This is a genomic window from Streptomyces sp. NPDC088194 (assembly GCF_040702025.1).
GTDB lineage: Bacteria > Actinomycetota > Actinomycetes > Streptomycetales > Streptomycetaceae > Actinacidiphila.
In genome coordinates, this window is record NZ_JBFBIV010000005.1 from 67771 (window position 1) to 88370 (window position 20600).

Annotated in this window: 18 protein-coding genes; 15 read left to right on the plus strand and 3 right to left on the minus strand. The window is 71.1% G+C overall.

The features are described from left to right. The first annotated feature begins 65 nt into the window (after positions 1–65). From AB0399_RS03795 to AB0399_RS03805, 3 genes are all read left to right on the plus strand, one after another. Positions 66–758: a demethylmenaquinone methyltransferase gene (locus tag AB0399_RS03795; RefSeq protein ID WP_329365973.1), complete on the plus strand. Its 693-nt coding sequence runs from the start codon at positions 66–68 to the stop codon at positions 756–758. 416 nt (positions 759–1174) lie between these two features. Next, positions 1175–2980, plus strand: coding sequence for a hypothetical protein (locus AB0399_RS03800; RefSeq protein WP_366410114.1), 1806 nt, complete (start codon positions 1175–1177; stop codon positions 2978–2980). A gap of 122 nt (positions 2981–3102) precedes the next feature. Next, complete coding sequence (locus tag AB0399_RS03805) at positions 3103–4389, plus strand: geranylgeranyl reductase family protein (RefSeq protein WP_328467819.1); 1287 nt, start codon at positions 3103–3105, stop codon at positions 4387–4389. Between the two features lie 55 nt (positions 4390–4444). On the opposite strand, the gene tgmC is transcribed toward AB0399_RS03805, so the two are convergent. Next, entirely contained in the window at positions 4445–5587 is a 1143-nt protein-coding gene (gene tgmC / locus AB0399_RS03810) for an ATP-grasp peptide maturase system methyltransferase (protein WP_366410115.1), read from the minus strand. Next, positions 5584–6579: an ATP-grasp ribosomal peptide maturase gene (gene tgmB / locus AB0399_RS03815; RefSeq protein ID WP_366410116.1), complete on the minus strand. Its 996-nt coding sequence runs from the start codon at positions 6577–6579 to the stop codon at positions 5584–5586. The genes tgmC and tgmB overlap by 4 nt, the downstream gene beginning before the upstream one ends. A gap of 394 nt (positions 6580–6973) precedes the next feature. Between tgmB and AB0399_RS03820 the strand changes: the two genes are divergently transcribed. Next, on the plus strand, positions 6974–7840 hold the full coding sequence (locus AB0399_RS03820; protein WP_366410117.1) for a hypothetical protein: 867 nt from the start codon (positions 6974–6976) through the stop codon (positions 7838–7840). A gap of 203 nt (positions 7841–8043) precedes the next feature. On the opposite strand, the gene AB0399_RS03825 is transcribed toward AB0399_RS03820, so the two are convergent. Further along, a complete protein-coding gene (locus AB0399_RS03825; protein ID WP_366410118.1) occupies positions 8044–8916 on the minus strand; it encodes a C40 family peptidase in 873 nt (290 codons plus the stop codon). Between the two features lie 593 nt (positions 8917–9509). Here AB0399_RS03825 and AB0399_RS03830 point away from each other — a divergent pair. The 11 genes from AB0399_RS03830 to nuoK all read left to right on the plus strand — a co-directional run bounded on the left by AB0399_RS03830 (position 9510) and on the right by nuoK (position 20599). Continuing rightward, positions 9510–9869 (plus strand): NADH-quinone oxidoreductase subunit A, encoded by a 360-nt coding sequence (locus AB0399_RS03830; protein WP_103887024.1) that lies wholly within the window; start codon positions 9510–9512, stop codon positions 9867–9869. A 61-nt stretch (positions 9870–9930) separates the two neighbouring features. Then, positions 9931–10485, plus strand: a complete 555-nt coding sequence (locus AB0399_RS03835; RefSeq protein WP_093785987.1) for an NADH-quinone oxidoreductase subunit B family protein — start codon at positions 9931–9933, stop codon at positions 10483–10485. Further along, on the plus strand, positions 10482–11219 hold the full coding sequence (locus tag AB0399_RS03840; protein WP_328467829.1) for an NADH-quinone oxidoreductase subunit C: 738 nt from the start codon (positions 10482–10484) through the stop codon (positions 11217–11219). The genes AB0399_RS03835 and AB0399_RS03840 overlap by 4 nt, the downstream gene beginning before the upstream one ends. Positions 11220–11274: 55 nt before the next feature. Beyond that, entirely contained in the window at positions 11275–12612 is a 1338-nt protein-coding gene (locus tag AB0399_RS03845; RefSeq protein WP_328467831.1) for an NADH-quinone oxidoreductase subunit D, read from the plus strand. Then, a complete protein-coding gene (gene nuoE / locus AB0399_RS03850) occupies positions 12609–13517 on the plus strand; it encodes an NADH-quinone oxidoreductase subunit NuoE (RefSeq protein WP_366410119.1) in 909 nt (302 codons plus the stop codon). Before AB0399_RS03845 ends, nuoE begins: the two co-directional genes overlap by 4 nt. Then, a complete protein-coding gene (nuoF, locus tag AB0399_RS03855) occupies positions 13517–14851 on the plus strand; it encodes an NADH-quinone oxidoreductase subunit NuoF (RefSeq protein ID WP_329365953.1) in 1335 nt (444 codons plus the stop codon). Before nuoE ends, nuoF begins: the two co-directional genes overlap by 1 nt. Continuing rightward, complete coding sequence (locus AB0399_RS03860) at positions 14848–17346, plus strand: NADH-quinone oxidoreductase subunit G (protein WP_366410120.1); 2499 nt, start codon at positions 14848–14850, stop codon at positions 17344–17346. The genes nuoF and AB0399_RS03860 overlap by 4 nt, the downstream gene beginning before the upstream one ends. Continuing rightward, the gene (gene nuoH / locus AB0399_RS03865) at positions 17343–18767 is read left to right on the plus strand and encodes an NADH-quinone oxidoreductase subunit NuoH (protein WP_328467839.1); all 1425 of its coding nucleotides are present in this window, start codon (positions 17343–17345) and stop codon (positions 18765–18767) included. The genes AB0399_RS03860 and nuoH overlap by 4 nt, the downstream gene beginning before the upstream one ends. Next, a complete protein-coding gene (gene nuoI / locus AB0399_RS03870) occupies positions 18760–19419 on the plus strand; it encodes an NADH-quinone oxidoreductase subunit NuoI (RefSeq protein ID WP_328467841.1) in 660 nt (219 codons plus the stop codon). Before nuoH ends, nuoI begins: the two co-directional genes overlap by 8 nt. Then, a complete protein-coding gene (locus AB0399_RS03875) occupies positions 19416–20303 on the plus strand; it encodes an NADH-quinone oxidoreductase subunit J (RefSeq protein WP_328467843.1) in 888 nt (295 codons plus the stop codon). The genes nuoI and AB0399_RS03875 overlap by 4 nt, the downstream gene beginning before the upstream one ends. Continuing rightward, positions 20300–20599 carry an NADH-quinone oxidoreductase subunit NuoK gene (gene nuoK / locus AB0399_RS03880; protein WP_103887016.1) on the plus strand — a complete coding sequence of 100 codons (300 nt, stop codon included), beginning with the start codon at positions 20300–20302 and terminating at the stop codon, positions 20597–20599. Before AB0399_RS03875 ends, nuoK begins: the two co-directional genes overlap by 4 nt. The last annotated feature ends 1 nt before the right edge of the window (position 20600 follow it).

Sequence of the window (20600 nt, forward strand, 5' to 3'; positions counted from 1 at the left end):
CACGTCCGGATGGGCCCGCGCCCCTGGAAGGCCGCCCTGCTCACCTTGGACGTAGGGTGGGGCGCGTGACACGGGCCTCCTTGGAGAAGCAGCCGCAGGACGTCGCCGCGATGTTCGACGGTGTGGCGGCGAAGTACGACCTGACGAACGACGTGCTGTCGCTCGGCCAGACCCGGCTGTGGCGCAGGGCGGTGGCGCAGGCGCTGGACGTACGGCCGGGCGAGCGGGTGCTCGACCTGGGCGCGGGCACGGCGACGTCGTCGCTGCCGTTCGTGGCGGCGGGCGCGCAGGTCGTCCCCTGTGACTTCTCGCTCGGCATGCTGCGGGAGGGCAAGAAGCGCCACCCGGAGCTGCCGCTGACCGCCGGCGACGCGACCCGACTGCCGTTCGCCGACGGGGTGTTCGACGCGGTCACCATCTCGTTCGCGTTGCGCAACGTGCACGACACCGACGCGGCGCTGCGCGAGATGCGGCGGGTGGCCAGGCCCGGCGGGCGGCTGGTGATCTGCGAGTTCAGCCACCCGACGTACCGGCCGCTGCGCACCGTCTACACCGAGTACCTGATGCGCGCGCTGCCCCCGGTGGCGACCAAGGTGAGCAGCAACCCGGACGCGTACGTGTACCTCGCCGAGTCGATCCGCGCCTGGCCCGACCAGCGGGCGCTGGCCGGGCGGTTGAAGGACGCGGGCTGGACGGGCGTGGCCTGGCGCAACCTGACCGGCGGGATCGTGGCGCTGCACCGCGGCGCGAACGGGTAGCTGTATCCGGCAAGCGGTATCCGGCCTCCACGGAAGAGGAATCCGCGGTTCCGGGTCGTCGTCGCCGGTGGGGGCCATATGCTGCGATGTCCGCGGGGGGACAGCAGCCCCGCCGTCTCCCGGAGTTGCCGATGCCGTTCTGCCCCGCGTGCGGGAACCAGGTCGCCGAGGCGGAAGGCGTCCGCTTCTGCCCGCGTTGCGGCCGTGACCTGACCGCGCCTTCCCTCCCCGCGCCGCCCCCGCCCCCGCCGACCGACGCTCCCGCGCCGCAGGCCACTCCGACCCAGGTCGGGGCGCTGCCTCCTCCACCGCCTCCTCCTCCACCGCCGCCGCCGTACGGCGCGCCGACCGGGCAGACGGCGATACCGCCGGGCCCGCCCGGCTACGGGCCGGGCTACCCGCCGCCCGGACCGGTCGTGCCCTCGCCCGCCGCGGTGTTCGTGCGGAGGGTGTTCACCGGCCGCTGGGAGATGCCGCTGCTGGTCGCGCTCGGCCCGGCGCTGACCATCGTCGCGGCGGCCCTGGCGATCGCGGGCGTCGCGGGCACAGCGCTGCCCAGCGGCTCGGTCGGCATGGCCACCCGCACCCGGGCCGCCCTCGCCGCCCTCGTCCAGGGCCTCGGCGGCAACCTCAAGGCGAGCACGACCTACACCGACGACACCGGCTTCGACGACTCGGACGACGGTGACGGGTTCTCCGACGGTGGCAGCGACGGCAGCGACGGCGGTGACTTCTCCGACGGCGGCTCCGACGGTGACGAGTTCTCCGATGGCGGCAGCGACGGTTCGGATGGCTCCGACGGCTATGACGGCGGCAGCGACGGGTACGACGGCGGCTCCGACGGGTACGACGACGGCAGCGACGGGTACGACAACGGCTCCGACGGTTCGGACGGTTCGGACGGTTCGGACGGCTCCGACGGCTCCGACGGCTCTGACGGCTCTGACGGGTACGACACCTTCGACTCCGGCAGCGACGTCGGCTACACCATGAGCGGCAGTGGCAGCGGCGGTCACGCGCACACGTACCACGCGTCGCTCACCGTCCTGCCCTGGACGGTCACCCTGCTGTGGGTCCTGGTGCTGGTGCTCGGCCTGCGGATGATGCGCAAGCGGCAACTCGCCACGGCCGCCGCCTCGGGCGCCGGCCCGGTCACGACCGCCGACAGCGCCGCGGCCGCCGTACGCGTCGCGCTGCTCGCCGCCGCCGCGGCGCTCGTCATCGGCTTCTTCGCCGAGCCGCACATCGCCCTGGCGCACTTCACCACCGCGCCGTTCCTGGCCATGCTGGGGACCTTCGTGCTCAGCCTGGTCACGGCGCTGATCGTGCTGTGCCGTCCGGCGCTGACGGCGTGGCTCGCCGCGCGGCCGGGTGCCGCGGCCACGTACCGGGTGGTCTCCACCACGGCGATCGCGCTGCTGGCCACCCTGCTCATCGCGGGCGCCGTGGTCTTCGTGATCGCGGCCGCGCACTACCACGACCTGACCGGCTGGGGAGTGGCCGCGGCCGGGCTGCTGCTGCTCAACCTCGGGGTCTCCGGGCTGGGGCTGAGCTGGGGGGCGCCGTTCCGGGTCGGCGCGGACTACGGCACCAGCAACGACCACCACGTGTCCTTCGGCCTGGGCGACCTCAACCACGTGTGGGGCGGCTGGTCGGTGACCGGCACGGTCGCGGGCGGGCTCGGCTGCGCGCTGCTGATCGGGGTGCTCGCGGTCCGGCGGACCCGTGGCCGCCCCGAACAGTTCGCGGTGGCCGCGCTGTTCACCGGCCTGCTGGTGATCCTGGCCGCGGTCAGCGGCGCGCGCACCGGCGGGGACACGGCCCTGACCGGCGTGCTCGACCACGTCAGCGCGGGCACGAAGGTGCCCGAGATACTGGGTCTCGGCCTGCTGTGGACGTTCGGCGGCGTGCTGGTCGCGCCGTACGTGTGGCGGGTCTTCGGCGGCCGGGTGCCGCCGGCGTACCCGGTCGGACCTGGCGTCCCCTCGCCCTACGGGCCGGTTCCCCAGAGCGGCGCGGCGTACGGCGGGACGTACGGGACGACCGGCGGGACGTACGGCGCGGTCCCCGGTGGCGCGGTGCCGCCCCAACCCGGCCCGCCCGCCGGGGCGTACGGCCCGCCGCAGCCCCCCGGCCCGCCCGCGCCGGCGGAGCCCGTCGTGCACGACCTGGGCGTGGTGGAACCGGACCGGCTGCGCAAGCCGCCGCCGGACCCGCACTGACCCGCCGCTCTCCCGAGAGCCGCCGCTCCACCCGGAGCGGCGGCCTCATACACTCGGCATGACGTCCTCGCATCCGACGTCGAACACCAGCAACAGCCCTTCGCCGAACCGGGAGAGTCCACGTGACCGACACCGCACTGTCCGAGCGCAGCGCCGATGTGATCGTCGTCGGCGCCGGGCCCGCCGGTTCGACGACCGCGTACTACCTGGCCAAGTCCGGTCTCGACGTGCTGCTGCTGGAGAAGACCGCCTTCCCGCGCGAGAAGGTCTGCGGCGACGGGCTGACCCCGCGCGCCACCAAGCAGCTGGTGTCGATGGGCATCGACGTCTCCGAGGAGGCGGGCTGGCTGCGCAACAAGGGCCTGCGGATCATCAGCGGCGGCATGCGGCTGGAGATGGACTGGCCGGAGCTGGCCGCCTACCCGGACTACGGACTGGTGCGCAGGCGCGAGGACTTCGACGAACTCCTCGCCCAGCAGGCCGTGAAGGCCGGCGCGCGGCTGTACGAGCGGTGCAACGTCGGAGCGCCGATCGTCGACGAGCGCACCGGCCGGATCACCGGCGTCACCGCCAAGCTCGGCGAGGAGAAGACGCCGGCCGCCTTCCACGCGCCGCTGGTGGTCGCCGCCGACGGCAACTCCACCCGGCTGTCGCTGGCGATGGGCCTGCACCGCCGCGACGACCGCCCGATGGGTGTCGCGGTGCGGACGTACTTCACCTCGCCGCGGCACGAGGACGACTACCTGGAGTCCTGGCTGGAGCTGTGGGACCGGCGCGGCGCCGCCCCGCGCCAACTGCCGGGCTACGGCTGGATCTTCGGCCTCGGCGACGGCACCTCCAACGTGGGCCTCGGCATCCTCGACTCCTCGGCGGCCTTCCGCGAGCTGGACTGGCGCGAGGTGCTCAAGGCGTGGGTCGGCTCCATGCCGGAGGACTGGGGCTTCACCCCGGAGAACATGACCGGGCCGATCCGCGGCGCCGCGCTGCCGATGGCCTTCAACCGCCAGCCGCACTACACCCGCGGCCTGCTGCTGGTCGGCGACGCGGGCGGGCTGGTCAACCCGTTCAACGGCGAGGGCATCGCCTATGCGATGGAATCCGGGCAGATCGCCGCTGACGTGATCACCCAGGCGCACGCCCGCGCCACCGCCGGGCAGCGCGAACTCGCGCTCGCCGCCTACCCGCGCATCCTCAAGGACACCTACGGCGGCTACTACAACCTCGGCCGCGCCTTCGTGAAGCTGATCGGCAACCCGAAGGTCCTCCAGCTGTGCACCCAGCGCGGCCTGACCCACCCGATGCTGATGCGCTTCTGCCTCAAGCTCCTCGCCAACCTCACCGACCCCACCGGCGGCGACGCGATGGACCGCATCATCAACGGCCTCACCAAGATCACCCCGCGCGCCTGAACCGGCGCCCGGGCAACGCGGGGCCGGGCCCGTACGGCTCCGGGGCGACCGGCGGTCAGACGGGCAGGTCCCAGCCCGGACCGTCCTCGTCGCCGATCCAGACGCGCTGCCCGGTCGGGGAGACGGTGAGGCCGAAGCCCTCCTGGTGCGGTGCGCCGGCCTCCTGCCAGCGCTGAACGGCCGCTTCGACCCGGTCCCACAGCCGTACGGGCCCGCGCTGTACGACCGTCCAGCCGCCGTCCGGTCCGGGCGTGGTCCGGGCCTGTGAACCGGTGGAAACGTCCCACAGGACCTGTTCGGCTCCCGCTCCCAGCCGCTCTGCCGCGGGCGCGGCGAGCTGGGCGACCCAACCGCCGGTCCAGGTGGTGATGACCGCGGGATCGATGGTGCTCGGACGCTCGTCGCCGGGCAGCAGGGCAAGCGCGGGGCGGGGCGGCCGGTCGTGCGGGCGGGCGATCATGAAGCTGGTGTACCCGGGCAGGAACCTGCCCGTGGCGGTGCCGGGTCCGGTCACCGTGAGGAGCACCAGCCCGGACGCGTAGCCCCAACCGGACAGCGTGACCAGGATCTTCCCGCCCGGTTTCACCTGGTGCAGCCAGGCCAGGGGGATGTAGCGGACGGAGCAGGTGGCGATCAGGCGGTCGTACGCGCCGCCCTCCGGATCTCCGCGCAGGCCGTCCCCGACGATCAGCCTCGGTGCGTACCCGGCTGCGCCGAGTGCTGCGGAGGCTGCCTGCGCGACCACCGGGTCGTACTCGATGCTGGTGAGCGCGGTGCTCCCGAGGCGGTGCGCCCCGATGGCGGTCGAGTACCCGGTCCCGGTCCCGACCTCCAACACCCGCTGCCTCGCCTCGACGTCGAGCTGGTGCCACATGCGCAGCACCAGCGAAGGAAGGGTGGACGACGAGGAAGGGGAGCCGGTGACGGTCCCTTCGGTCACATCGCCGGGCCGGATGCGGCCGTCCAGTTGCGTGATCAGCGTCCGGTCGCCGTAGACGCCCTCCAGCCAGCCGTCGTCACCTTGGTGCACGGGTCGGTAGCGGGTCGGGAAGCTGTCCGGGACCTCGTCGAAGTAGGACGGTGTGAACAACTCCCGGGGAACTGTCTCGACGGCGCCACGCCACGCGGGGTCCGTCAGCGTGCCGTCCTCGGCGAGCATGTCCGCCAGCGCGGCGCGCAGTTGAGCCAGTGTGCTCACAGGTCGGAGTCCTTCTGTAGTTCGTCGCAGATGGCGTGCGCGATGGCGTCGGTGGTTTCGGCCGGCTGCCAGGCCCACTGCCCGTTGGGGTTGCACTCCAGGAAGTACCACCGGCCGTCAGCGGTCACGGCGAAGTCGAACGCGCCGTAGGTCAGGCCGAATTCGCCGAGGTAGGAAGCGATGGAGTCTGCGACCGCCTCCGGCACGGCGATTGGTCCGCACCGCATGAGGTCCTGCCGGTGACGCCAGTCGACGTCCGGGCTGTCGATCCGGGTACCGAACAACCGATCGCTGACGGCGGTCACCCGCACGTCGAACTCCTTGTCGACCGTGGCCTGGAACAGGTGCGGGCAGACGGCAACGGCACTCGTGATCTCGTCCTCGTTCACCTCGCGCACCCAGACACTGCGCGGCTGACCGTCCACCCGGTAAGGCACGCTCCACAGAGGTTTGTACACGACTGTGCCGACTTGGCGCGCCATGAAGTCTTGGACCTCGTGTTCGTCCGTGGTGATGAGGGTGTCGGGCACCAGGAACCCGTTTCTCTGCGCGGCGGCGAGTTGGGCGGCCTTGTGCTCGGCCGCACGGTTGCGCCACGGGTGGTTGACGTAGTGCGCTCCCGGGAGCGAGGCGAGGATGCCTCCGGTTCCCCACGTATGCTGCGCCGCAGCGAACCTGCGGTCTTGTTCGTCCAGCCCGGGAGGGCCCCCGTAGGGCGAGGGCCTGCGGACCCAGACGGACCGTACGTGTGCGAGATCGAGTTGCCGGCTCGGGGTGCGCAGGAGGCCTCCTTGTTCGCCCGTGCCGTATCCGGCGGACAGCGAAGCACCCGCGTACAGGTCGATGCCGGGGTCGAGGCGGACCACGGGAACTCGTCGTGCGGCGAGTATCCGCAGCGGGGGCCGGCAGCCGAACCAGGGGCTGGCACGGCTGTACCAGGAGAGCGGTTGGACGCTGCGGCAGTTCGCCCAGGCGGTCAACAGGATCGGCACGGAGCGTGGGACGCCCACCCGGTACCAGGCCGCATCAGCTCATCAGTGGCTCAATGGGCACGTTCCGAGGGAGAGTTCACACGCGCTTGTGCTGGAAGCGTTCGCACGCCGTCTTGGGCGGGCGGTTACCTGCGCGGAAGCGGGCCTGCCCCTCTCCGCGGCTGAAACGTCCGCGTTCGCCGGGGAGGCGGGTTGGTCCGGGGATACGGTGGTGGGACTCGTCACGATGGGGAGAGCCGATATGGACCCGTCCAGGCGCAATTTCCTCTCAACTGCTCTCTATGCCGCCGCGTTGCCGGTTCCGCTGTACGCCGAGGTGGTCGGTCGGACCGAGTACGGCGCGGGAGGGCACACGACTCGTATCGGTGCGGGCGACGTCACCACCGTACGGACGATGACCGAACGCATCGCGGACATTCTCGACGAACTGGGGGGAGGCCACGCCCGCCCCATGGCCGCCGCCTTCCTCGTCAACACGGTGGCACCGTACCTACGGGCCGACGCGTCGGACGCCACCCGGAAGAGCATGCTCGCCGCCGCGTCGGACCTCGTGTACCTCACCGGGTGGATGGCCATGTACGAAAAAGCGCACGGTCTCGGTCAGCGCTACTACCTGCAGGCACTTCGGCTGGCCGGGGAGGCCGAGGACCACGTGACGTACTGCCGCACGCTGCGTGGCATGGCCCTGCAGGCGGCTGATCTCAGGCATGCGAAGCGAGCGCAGGAACTCGCCGACTCCGCAGCCGAGGCGGGGCCCAAGGCGGGCCCGCGACTGCGGGCGTTCCTCACCGGACAGCAGGCGCAGGGGGCCGCACTCGTCGGCGACAAGCGCCGGGCCTTCTCCCATCTCGCCGAGACGGCGGACGCCCTTTCGCAGGCCGACAACCGGCGCGACTTCGTCGGCGGTTACGACCAGGCCGCGTACCACTTCCACGTGTCCAGCGTGCTCTACGCCTTGGGCGACGTGCGGGGATCGGTCACGGCCATGCAGGAGTCCAACCGGGCGCGGCCCCCGATGGAGAAGCAGGGCAGGGCCCACGCGAACGGACTGCTCGCCCAGCGGCAACTCGAGGTCAGGCAGTTGGAAGCCTCCTGCGCCACCTGGGACGACTTCCTCGACGACTACGCGCACTTGTCCTCTGCACGCGCCGACGAGCACTTCGGTGTCCTAAGGAGACGCCTGCGCCCGTACCTGAAGAGCTCCCGGGTGCGCGAGGTGTACGACCGGGCCGCGGACGTGGCGCGTCACAAGGCCGCGTAGAACCCTGGCCGGTCTCGGACCCGAAGGGCCCGACGGACCGCGCGTACGGCCGTACGCCCGTACGAAGGTGCGGGGAGCCGCTCAAGCTCCCTCTGGACGGTCCCCCGCACCCGCGTTCGCTTCGGGACCCGCTGGACCTACTCGCTCCGACCGGTCTGCCCGGCGGGCAGGCCGACCCGGTTGCCCGCCTTACGCAGCGGCACTCAGAGGACGTTGACCGCCCAGTCGGGCATGTAGTCCGCGAGCTGGTGGATGGCGACCGGGGTGGACGGGTTGGCCGCGTCCAGGTACTGGCCGTCACCGATGAAGACGCCGACGTGGTAGGCGCTGCCCTCGCCGCCCCAGAAGATGAGGTCGCCGGGCTGGAGGGCGGAGATCGAGACGGGCGTGCCGACGGTCGACTGGTCCTGCGAGGTCCGCGGGATGTCGACGCCGATGGAGGCGAACGCCGCCTGGGTCAGGCCCGAGCAGTCGTACGAGCCGGGGCCGGTGGCGCCGTACACGTAGGGCTTGCCGAGCTGGGACTTCAGGAACGCGATGAGCTGGTCGACCTTGCTGGACGAGGCCGCGGTGACGGTCGCGGTCGGCGTCGCGGTGACCGAACCCTGTCCGGACGAGCCGAGCGTGGTCCTGGTGGTGGAGCGCGAGGCGGCCTGGCCGGCCCGCGCCTTGGCGGCCTTGGCCGCCTTCGCGGCGGACTCGGCCTTCCTGAGTGCGGCCTTGTGCGCCTTGGCCGCGGACTTCGCGGCGTCGGTGGCGGCCTTCTCCTGGTCGGCGGAGAGGGCGGCGGACAGCGCCTCCCGTTCCAGCGCCGCGACGGCCTGCTGAGCGGAGGCAGCCGTGGAGAGCGTCGCCGCCCGGACGTTGAGGTCGCGCGCGGACTGCGCGTCCCGCGTGGCCTGCGCCGAGGCGGCCGTGGTGGTGGTGTGCGTGGTCTCGGCCATGGCCGGAGCGGCCGCGCCGCACAGGGCGAACGCGCTGACGACGCCGCCGACGAGTCCGGCCCTGCGGACCCACTTCGGGTCACGGGGCGCCGCGTGCCGTCGGCGGCCGGTATGGGTATGCGTGTCGGACACCTGTGTCCGGGATGTGTTCGGGGACATGGGTCCCTGGCTATCAGGAACGAATGGTTCCGTTCAATAAAGGTGGGATGCGCCACAGTTGACGTGCTCACGGCTCAATTGCCCGTTTCACGATCTTGCTTGACGGGTGCTTTGATCCGTTTTCGCTCCTCCGGTGACGTATGCGCTCGTGCACACTTTCACGCGCGTCATTCCCGGGTTCCACGGCTCACCCGGGCGGGTTCGGCGGCGCTATCACGGCGATTCGTCCATCGCCAATTTGCCTGCTGCGGAGGATGTCTGATAGTGGATGCGCCGCGCTGACCAGCGAGAACGCCCACGAATGTGACGTGAAGTGATCGTTTGGGTGCCATCCGCCGCAAGATCACCGCTCATCCGACTTCATGATCGTTGGTCAGGTGGTGGAGATCACAAAGCTCGTGCTGACCCCCGTGTCGCAGATCACAGACCGGGAGGCATAGGATGCAGGCGGCTTGGGCTTGTGAACTGCCTCACATAGGCGCGATCTTCGCGGTTTTGTGGCGTGGCGCACCGCCCCGGTCACGGTCCGTACATCAGTCACAGTCGACTGGAAGGAGCGGGGGACGGTGAACGCCTACGCGCCCATCCTCGTGCTGGGCGGCCTCGCGGCCGGCTTCGCGATCTTCTCCGTTTTCATGGCCTCGATCATCGGGCCGAAACGGTACAACCGGGCCAAGTTGGAAGCGTATGAGTGCGGCATCGAGCCGACTCCGCAGCCGGCCGGTGGTGGCCGCTTCCCGATCAAGTACTACCTGACGGCGATGCTCTTCATCGTCTTCGACATCGAAATCGTCTTCCTCTATCCGTGGGCGGTCACCTTCGACCGGCTGGGGATGTTCGGGCTCGTCGAGATGCTCCTCTTCGTGCTCACCGTCTTCGTCGCCTACGCCTACGTGTGGAGGCGCGGCGGCCTGGAGTGGGACTAGGGCCTGACGAGTTCCGGCAACTGACGGCGACCAGGGGACCGAGGAGACCAGGAGCCAACCCATGGGTATCGAAGAGAAACTGCCGAGCGGATTCCTGCTGACGACGGTGGAGACCGCGGCGGGCTGGGTGCGTAAGGCGTCGGTCTTCCCGGCCACCTTCGGCCTCGCCTGCTGCGCCATCGAGATGATGACCACCGGTGCCGGGCGGTACGACATGGCCCGGTTCGGCATGGAGGTCTTCCGCGGATCGCCGCGGCAGGCCGACCTGATGATCGTGGCCGGCCGGGTCAGCCAGAAGATGGCCCCGGTGCTGCGCCAGGTCTACGACCAGATGCCGAACCCCAAGTGGGTGATCTCGATGGGCGTGTGCGCCTCCAGCGGCGGCATGTTCAACAACTACGCGATCGTGCAGGGCGTCGACCACGTGGTGCCGGTCGACATCTACCTGCCCGGCTGCCCGCCCCGCCCCGAGATGCTCCTCGACGCGATCCTCAAGCTGCACGAGAAGATCCAGCACGGCAAGCTCGGCGTGAACCGCGAGGCCGCCGCCCGCGAGGCGGAGGAGGCGGCGCGCAAGGCGCTCCCCACGATCGAGATGAAGGGGCTCCTGCGATGACCGCCACCCCCAACCCGCCCCAACTGCCGGAGGAGCCCGCCGAGGGCGGGGTGCCCGCGCAGCGCCACGACGCCGGCGAGGTGATCGGCGTCCGCAAGGGGATGTTCGGCGCCAACAACGGAGGCGACACCACCGGTTACGGCGGCCTGGTCCGTACCGTCCGGCTGCCCGGCGCGACCAACCGGCCCTACGGCGACCCCTTCGACGAGATCGCCGACGAGCTGGAGGGCGCCCTGGAGGAGCAGGGGCTGCCGCCGGCCGAGGCGATCGAGAAGACCGTCGTCGACCGCGGCGAACTGACCTTCCACATCGCCCGCGAGCACCTGGTCCGGGTCGCCCGCACGCTGCGCGACGACCCCGCGCTGCGGTTCGAGCTGTGCACCGGCGTCAGCGGCGTGCACTACCCCGGCGACACCGGGCGCGAGCTGCACGCGGTCTACCACCTGCGCTCGCTCACCCACGGCCGGCTGATCCGGATCGAGACCAGCGCGCCCGACGCCGACCCGCACGTCCCCTCGCTGGTCCCGGTCTACCCGACCAACGACTGGCACGAGCGCGAGACCTACGACTTCTTCGGCATCGTCTTCGACGGCCACCCCGCGCTCACCCGGATCATGATGCCGGACGACTGGCCCGGCCACCCGCAGCGCAAGGACTACCCGCTCGGCGGCATCCCCGTCGAGTACAAGGGTGCCCAGATCCCGGCTCCCGACCAGCGGAGGTCGTACTCATGACCCCACACCGTCGCCCGACCGCCACCCCTCAACGACTCCCTGCGGGAGGCTGTTCATGAGCTATGGATACACCGCCCCCCAACAAGCCGAGGAGCGGGAGACCACCGAGGGCCGGGTGTTCACCGTCACCGGCGGGGACTGGGACGAGCTCGCCGAGACCGTGGGCAAGGCCGACGACGAGCGGATCATCGTCAACATGGGCCCGCAGCACCCGTCCACCCACGGCGTGCTCCGGCTGATCCTGGAGATCGACGGCGAGACGGTCACCGAGGCCCGCTCCGGCATCGGCTACCTGCACACCGGCATCGAGAAGAACATGGAGTTCCGGACGTGGACCCAGGGGTCCACCTTCGTGACGCGCATGGACTACCTCACGCCGCTGTTCAACGAGACCGCCTACTGCCTCGCGGTGGAGAAGCTGCTCGGCATCACCGACCAGATCCCGGACCGGGCCAGCGTCATCCGGGTGCTGATGATGGAGCTCAACCGGATCGCCTCCCACCTGGTCTGCATCGCCACCGGCGGCATGGAGCTGGGCGCGACCACCATCATGATCTACGGCTTCCGCGACCGCGAGTACATCCTCGACATCTTCGAGCTGGTCACCGGCCTGCGGATGAACCACGCGTACGTCCGCCCCGGCGGCCTCGCCCAGGACCTGCCGCCCGGCGCGGTCGACCAGATCCGCGAGTTCGTGAAGAAGTTCCGGAAGAACCTGCCGGAGTACGACAAGCTCGCCACCGGCAACCCGATCTTCAAGGGCCGGATGCAGGACGTCGGCTACCTGGACCTGACCGGCTGCATGGCGCTCGGCGCCACCGGCCCGATCCTGCGCGCCGCCGGCCTGCCGCACGACCTGCGCAAGGCCGACCCGTACTGCGGCTACGAGAACTACGACTTCGAGGTGCCGACCACCGACACCTGCGACTCCTACGGCCGCTTCCGGGTCCGCCTGGAGGAGATGCACCAGAGCCTGCGGATCGTCGAGCAGTGCCTGGACCGGCTCGCCCCCGGGCCGGTGATGGTCGAGGACAAGAAGATCGCCTGGCCCGCGCAACTCGCGCTCGGCCCGGACGGCATGGGCAACTCCCTGGACCACATCAAGAAGATCATGGGCACCTCCATGGAGGCCCTGATCCACCACTTCAAGCTGGTCACCGAGGGCTTCCGGGTACCGCCGGGACAGGCGTACGCCGCCGTCGAGTCGGCCAAGGGCGAGCTGGGCGTGCACGTCGTCAGCGACGGCGGCACCCGCCCGTACCGGGTGCACTTCCGCGACCCGTCCTTCACCAACCTGCAGTCCATGGCCGCGATGTGCGAGGGCGGCCAGGTGGCCGACGTCATCGTGGCGGTGGCGTCCATCGACCCCGTGATGGGAGGTGTCGACCGATGACCGAGCTCTCACAGGGCAGCGGCTCCCCCGGTGTGTCCCTGGGCATCCCCGAAATGCCCGCCCCCGACTACCCGGCCGACGTCCGGGCCCGGCTGGAGACCGACGCCAAGGAGGTGATCGCCCGCTACCCCGGCTCGCGCAGCGCGCTGCTGCCGCTGCTGCACCTGGTGCAGTCCGAGGAGGGGTACGTCACCCGCACCGGCATCCGGTTCTGCGCCGAGCAACTGGGCCTCACCACCGCCGAGGTCACCGCGGTCGCCACCTTCTACACGATGTACCGGCGCAAGCCGTCCGGCGAGTACCAGGTCGGCGTCTGCACCAACACGCTGTGCGCGGTGATGGGCGGCGACGCGATCTTCGAGGAGCTGAAGGAGCACCTCGGGGTCGGCAACGACGAGACCACCGAGGACGGCAAGGTCACCCTCGAACACATCGAGTGCAACGCGGCCTGCGACTTCGCGCCCGTGGTGATGGTCAACTGGGAGTTCTTCGACGACCAGACCCCCGAGTCGGCCAAGCAGCTCGTCGATGACCTGATCGCCGGCCGCGAGGTCCGCCCGACCCGCGGCGCCCCGCTGTGCACCTACCGGCAGACCGCCCGCATCCTGGCCGGCTTCCCCGACGAGCGCGAGGGCGCCGTCGAGGCGACCGGCGGCGCCGGCCCCGCCTCGCTGGCGGGCCTGCGGCTGCACCGCGGCGAGCTGCCCGCGCCGAAGGTGGTCGGCCAGCGCGACGCCTCGCCGAGCGGCGAAGCCGGGACGTACGACACCGCCACCTCGCCGTCGCCCGCGCAGCACCCCAGCTCGCACGACGCGCCCGCGCAGACCGCCGAGTCCGACCCGGCCCACCCCGCGGACCCGGTGGCCGAGCACGTGGACCACGCCACCGAGGAGGAGGGCGAGTGATGACCGTCGAACCGGCCGAGAAACTGCTCGCGCCCGTACTGTCGGCGTTCTGGGACGACCCGCGGTCGTGGACGCTGGAGACCTACCGCAGGCACGACGGGTACGAAGCGCTCACCAAGGCGCTCGCGATGGCCCCGGACGACCTGATCGCCTACGTCAAGGACTCCGGCCTGCGCGGCCGCGGCGGCGCGGGCTTCCCCACCGGCATGAAGTGGCAGTTCATCCCGCAGGGCGACGGCAAGCCGCACTACCTGGTGGTCAACGCCGACGAGTCCGAGCCGGGCACCTGCAAGGACATCCCGCTGCTCTTCGCCAACCCGCACTCCCTGATCGAGGGCATCGTGATCGCGTGCTACGCGATCCGCTCGCACCACGCCTTCATCTACCTGCGCGGCGAGGTCGTCCCGGTGCTGCGCCGGCTGCACGAGGCGGTGCGCGAGGCGTACGCCGCCGGCTACCTCGGCAAGAACATCAAGGGCACCGGCTTCGACCTCGAACTCACCGTGCACGCGGGCGCCGGCGCCTACATCTGCGGCGAGGAGACCGCGCTGCTGGACTCCCTGGAGGGCCGCCGCGGCCAGCCCCGGCTCCGCCCGCCGTTCCCCGCCGTGGAGGGCCTGTACGCCTGCCCCACCGTGGTGAACAACGTGGAGTCGATCGCCTCGGTTCCCGCGATCATCCAGCGCGGCAAGGAGTGGTTCAAGTCGATGGGCAGCGAGAAGTCCCCGGGCTTCACGCTGTACTCGCTCTCCGGCCACGTCGCCCGCCCCGGCCAGTACGAAGGCCCGCTCGGCATCACGCTGCGCCAACTGCTCGACATGGGCGGCGGGATGCGCCCCGGCCACCGGCTGAAGTTCTGGACCCCCGGCGGCTCCTCGACCCCGATGTTCACCGACGAGCACCTCGACGTGCCGCTGGACTACGAGGGCGTCGGCGCGGCCGGCTCCATGCTCGGCACCAAGGCCCTGCAGTGCTTCGACGAGACGACCTGCGTGGTGCGGGCCGTCACCCGCTGGACCGAGTTCTACGCCCACGAGTCGTGCGGCAAGTGCACGCCGTGCCGTGAAGGCACCTACTGGCTGGTCCAGTTGCTGCGGGACATCGAGGCCGGGAAGGGCCGGCCGGAAGACCTCGACAAGCTCCAGGACATCGCCGACAACATCAACGGCAAGTCCTTCTGCGCCCTGGGCGACGGTGCCGCCGCCCCGATCTTCTCCTCGCTGAAGTACTTCCGCTCGGAGTACGAGGAGCACATCGAGCAGAAGGGCTGCCCCTTCGACCCGGCCCGCTCCACCGCCTGGGCCGACAAGTCCCGTACGGAGGCCCACGCGTGACCATCACTACGAACGCACCCTCCGGTGGGCAGCCGGCGCCGCCCCCTGAAGACCTGATCTCGGTCACCATCGACGGCATCCCGATCTCGGTGGCCAAGGGCACCCTGGTGATCCGCGCCGCCGAGCAACTGGGCATCGAGATCCCCCGGTTCTGCGACCACCCGCTGCTCGACCCGGCCGGCGCCTGCCGCCAGTGCATCGTGGAGATCGAGGGCCAGCGCAAGCCGGTCGCCTCCTGCACCATCACCTGCACCGACGGCATGGTGATCACCACCCAGCTCACCTCGCCGGTCGCCGAGAAGGCGCAGCGCGGGGTGATGGAGCTGCTGCTGATCAACCACCCGCTGGACTGCCCGGTCTGCGACAAGGGCGGCGAGTGCCCGCTGCAGAACCAGGCGATGTCGGTCGGCGACCCCGACTCCCGCTTCGAGGGCCGCAAGCGCACCTTCGAGAAGCCGGTGCCGATCTCCGCGCAGGTGCTGCTGGACCGCGAGCGGTGCGTGCTGTGCGCGCGCTGCACCCGGTTCAGCCAGCAGATCGCCGGCGACCCGATGATCGAACTGCTCGAACGCGGCGCGCTCCAGCAGGTCGGCATCGGCGAGGGCGACCCGTTCGAGTCGTACTTCTCCGGCAACACCATCCAGATCTGCCCGGTCGGCGCGCTCACCTCCGCCGCCTACCGGTTCCGCTCCCGCCCCTTCGACCTGGTCTCCTCGCCGTCGGTGTGCGAGCACTGCGCCGGCGGCTGCGCCACCCGTACCGACCACCGCCGCGGCAAGGTCATGCGGCGGATGGCCGCCAACGACCCGGAGGTCAACGAGGAGTGGCTGTGCGACAAGGGCCGGTTCGGCTTCCGCTACGCGCAGCGGCCCGAGCGCCTCACCCACCCGCTGGTGCGCGGCGCCGACGGTGAACTCGCCCCCGCCAGCTGGCCGGAGGCGCTGGCCGCCGCGGCGGCGGGACTGACCGCGGCGCACGGCCGGGCCGCGGTGCTGGCCGGCGGCCGGCTCACCGTCGAGGACTCCTACGCGTACGGCAAGTTCGCCCGGGTCGCGCTCGGCACCAACGACGTGGACTTCCGGGCCCGCGCGCACTCCGCCGAGGAGGCCGACTTCCTCGCCGCCCACGTAGCGGGACACGGCGTCGACCTGGACGGCAGCGGGGTGACCAACCAGGCGCTGGAGCAGGCGCCGACCGTGCTGCTGGCCGGACTCGAGGCCGAGGAGGAGGCCCCGGGTGTCTTCCTGCGGTTGCGCAAGGCGCACCGCAAGAGCAAGCAGCAGGCGTACGCCCTGGCCACCTACACCTCGCGCGGCCTGGAGAAGGCCGGCGGCATCCTGCTGCCGGCCGCGCCCGGCACCGAACCGGAGTGGCTGGACGCGCTGGCCGGCGGGGTGGGCCTGGACGAGGCGGGTCGGCTGGCCGCGGAGGCGCTGCGCAAGCCCGGCGCGGTGATCCTGGTCGGCGAGCGGCTGGCCGCGGTGCCCGGCGGGTTGACCGCCGTGCTGCGGCTGGCCACCGCGACCGGCGCCCGGACGGCGTGGATTCCGCGCCGGGCCGGCGAGCGCGGCGCGGTCGAGGCGGGGGTGCTGCCCGGGCTGCTGCCCGGCGGGCGCCCGGTCACCGACCCGCGCGGCCGGGACGAGGTCGCCCGGGTGTGGGGCCTGCCGGCCCTGCCGACCCGGTTCGGCCGCGACACCGGGCAGATCGTGGAGGCCGCGGCGGACGGCGAGCTGGCCGCGCTGGTGGTCGGCGGCGTCGAGGTCGCGGACCTGCCGGACCCGGCCCGGGCCCGGATCGCCTTCGGCAACGTCGGGTTCCTGGTCAGCCTGGAGCAGCGGCCGAGCGAGGCCACCGAGCGCGCCGACGTGGTGCTGCCGGTCGCCGCGGTCGTCGAGAAGTCCGGCACCTTCCTCAACTGGGAGGGCCGGGCCCGGATGTTCGAGGCCGCGATCAAGCCCGACCAGGCCACCACCCGGCACCAGCTCCCGGACGCCCGGGTGCTGACGATGCTCGCCGACGCGATGGACGTCGCACTCGGCCTGTCCGACGTGCGGGCCGCGCGCCGCGAACTCGACCGGCTCGTGGGGGCTCCCACGCCGCAGGCAGGGGGATGGTCCGGCACCCACGCGACCGCGCCCGCCGAGACGTCCGTGCCGCTGCCCAGGCCCGGTTCGGGCCAGGCGGTGCTCGCCGGGCACCGGCTGCTGCTCGACCAGGGCCGGCTGCAGGACGGCGACGACGCGCTGGCCGCCACCCGGCACGCGGCCGTCGCCCGGCTGTCGGCCGCGACCGCCGCGGAGGTCGGGGTGGGCGACGGCGAGATCCTCACCGTGGCCGGCCCGGACGGCACCGTGGCGCTGCCGCTGGCCGTCACCCCGATGCCGGACCGGGTGGTCTGGGTGCCGCTCAACTCCGTTGGCCACGGCGTCACTTCGGACACCGGTGCCCGACCCGGGCAGGTCGTCTCGCTCAGCGCGGAGGTCCAGTCATGACCGCCCTGTCCACCGGCGGGAGCCAACTCGCCGCCACCACCACGGAGAACCTGTCGTTCTTCGGCACCGACCCGTGGTGGCTGATCGTCATCAAGGCGGTGTTCTGCTTCGCGTTCGCGATGCTGACCGTGCTCTTCTCCATCGTGTGGGAGCGCAAGGTCGTCGCCTGGATGCAGTTGCGGATCGGCCCGAACCGGCACGGCCCCTGGGGCATGCTCCAGTCGCTCGCCGACGGCATCAAGCTGATGCTGAAGGAAGACCTCACCGTCAAGCGCGCGGACAAGGTGGTCTTCATCCTCGCGCCGATCGTGGCCGCGATCCCCGCCTTCATGTCGTTCGCGGTGATCCCCTTCGGCCCGGCCGACAACGAGGTGTCCATCTTCGGCCACCGCACCGCGATGCAGCTCACCGACCTGCCGATCGGCATCCTCTACATCCTGGCCACGGCGTCGGTCGGCATCTACGGCATCGTGCTCGCCGGCTGGTCGTCCGGCTCGACGTACCCGCTGCTGGGCGGCCTGCGCGCCTCCGCGCAGATGATCTCCTACGAGATCGCGATGGGCCTGTCCTTCGCAGCGGTCTTCCTCTACTCCGGCTCGATGTCCACCTCGACCATCGTCGAGGCGCAGCACGGCCGCTGGTACATCATCCTGCTGCCGGTCTCCTTCCTGGTGTACATCTGCACGATGATCGGCGAGACCAACCGGGCGCCGTTCGACATGCCGGAGTCCGAGGGCGACCTGGTCGGCGGCTTCAACACCGAGTACAGCTCGATCAAGTTCGCGCTGTTCATGCTCGCCGAGTACGTCAACATGGTGACGGTCTCCGCGGTCGCCACCACCCTCTTCCTCGGCGGCTGGCGGGCACCCTGGCCGATCACCACCTTCTGGGACGGCGCCAACCACGGCTGGTGGCCGCTGCTCTGGTTCGTGATCAAGGTCCAGCTGCTGCTCTTCTTCTTCATCTGGCTGCGCGGCACCCTGCCCCGGGTCCGCTACGACCAGCTGATGAAGCTCGGCTGGAAGGTGCTCATCCCGGTCTCGATGGTCTGGCTGATGCTGGTCGCCGCCGTGAAGGCGATGCGCAACGAGAACTACGACTTCACGAAGATCGTGCTGTACATCGGTGGCGCGGTCGTCGCGCTGCTGCTGATCTCGCTGGTCATCGACGTCTTCCGGGACCGCGAGGAGAAACGGAAGGAAGCCGCGGGCGGCGGCGCCCTGGCCCCGCAGGAGCGGTTCGACCCGATGGCGGGCGGCTATCCGGTGCCCCCGCTGCCGGGCCAGCAGCCCGAGCGGGTGCCACGGCGGCCCAGCCGTGCACAGGCCCAACTCGTAGGCGCACCTGGTGCGTCCGGCGTGTCCGGCTCGCCCGGACAGGACGCCGCGCAGACGGAGAACACGGAGGACGGCGATGCCTGAGTTCCTGGACCCGGTCGCGGGCTTCGGCGTGACCTTCAAGGCCATGTTCAAGAAGCGGCTGACCGAGCAGTACCCCGAGTACAAGAAGCCGACCGCGCCGCGTTTCCACGGCCGCCACCAGCTCAACCGGCACCCGGACGGGCTGGAGAAGTGCATCGGCTGCGAGCTGTGCGCCTGGGCCTGCCCGGCCGACGCGATCTACGTGGAGGGCGCGGACAACACCGAGGAGGAGCGCTACTCCCCGGGTGAGCGCTACGGCCGCGTCTACCAGATCAACTACGCCCGCTGCATCCTGTGCGGGCTGTGCATCGAGGCGTGCCCGACCCGCGCGCTGACCATGACCAACGAGTACGAACTCGCCGACCGCACCCGCGAGTCGCTGATCTTCACCAAGGAGCAGCTGCTCGCCGGCCTGGAGGAGGGCATGGTCGAGTCGCCGCACTCGATCTTCCCCGGCATGGACGAGGGCGACTACTACCGCGGCCAGGTCACCGAGGCCGCGCCCGGCACCGTACGGCAGGTCGCCGTCTCCAAGGGCGAGAAGGCGGACGAGTCGGTGCCGGTGGAGAACCCGTACACCGGTGAGCCGGAGGCGGCCGAGACCGTCGCCCCCGGCGGCGCCGCCCCGGCCGGGACGGGGGAGGAAGCATGACCGGCTCGATGCAGTCGCTGCAACTCGCCGCCGGCTACCAGACCTCCACCGGCGAGGCCGTGCAGTTCTGGGTGCTGGGCACCGTCGCCGTGATCGGCGCGCTGGGCACCGTGCTGATGAAGAAGTCGGTGCACAGCGCGCTGTCGCTGGCCGGCACCATGATCGTCCTCGCGGTCTTCTACCTCGCCCAGGGCGCGTACTTCCTCGGCGTGGTGCAGATCGTCGTCTACACCGGCGCGATCATGATGCTCTTCCTCTTCGTCGTCATGCTGGTCGGCATCACCGCCGCCGACTCGCTCAAGGAGACGCTGAAGGGACAGCGGTGGATGGCCGCGGTGTGCGGCCTCGGCTTCGGCATCCTGCTGATCGCCGGCATCGCCAACGCCTCCCTGGACACCTTCGCCGGCACCGGCGGGGCCAACGCGGCGGACGGCGGCAACGTCCAGGGCCTGGCCCACCTGGTCTTCACCAAGTACGTGTGGGCGTTCGAGATCACCGGCGCGCTGCTGATCACCGCCGCGATCGGCGCGATGGTGCTCACCCACCGCGAGCGGACCGAGGAGCGGCGCACCCAGCGCGAGCTGGCCGAGGCCCGGGTCCGCGAGGGCAAGCAGGTCACCCCGCTGCCGGCGCCCGGCACCTACGCCCGGCACAACGCGGTGGACGTCCCGGCGCTGCTGCCCGACGGCTCGGTCTCCGAACTGTCGGTCAGTTCCACGCTGCGCGAGCGCGGCCAGATCCGCGACGTGTCGCGGGACGCGATGCGGCGGCTGGCCGAACTGGACCAGCGCTCCGACGAGTGGCTGGAACGCGCTCCGGAACAGCCCGAGTTGGAGCAAGACGGCGAGCGGGCCCCGGCCTCCGCCGAGGAGGGTGCGAAGTGAACCCGGCGAACTACCTCTATCTCGCGGCGCTGTTGTTCACCATCGGCGCGGCGGGAGTGCTGATCCGGCGCAACGCGATCGTCGTGTTCATGTGCGTGGAGCTGATGTTGAACGCCTGCAACCTGGCGTTCGTCACCTTCTCCCGGCTGCACGGCAACCTCGACGGGCAGGTCATCGCGTTCTTCACGATGGTCGTGGCCGCCGCCGAAGTCGTGGTGGGCCTGGCGATCATCGTGTCGATCTACCGAACCCGCCACTCGGCCTCGGTCGACGACGCGAACCTGATGAAGCTGTAAG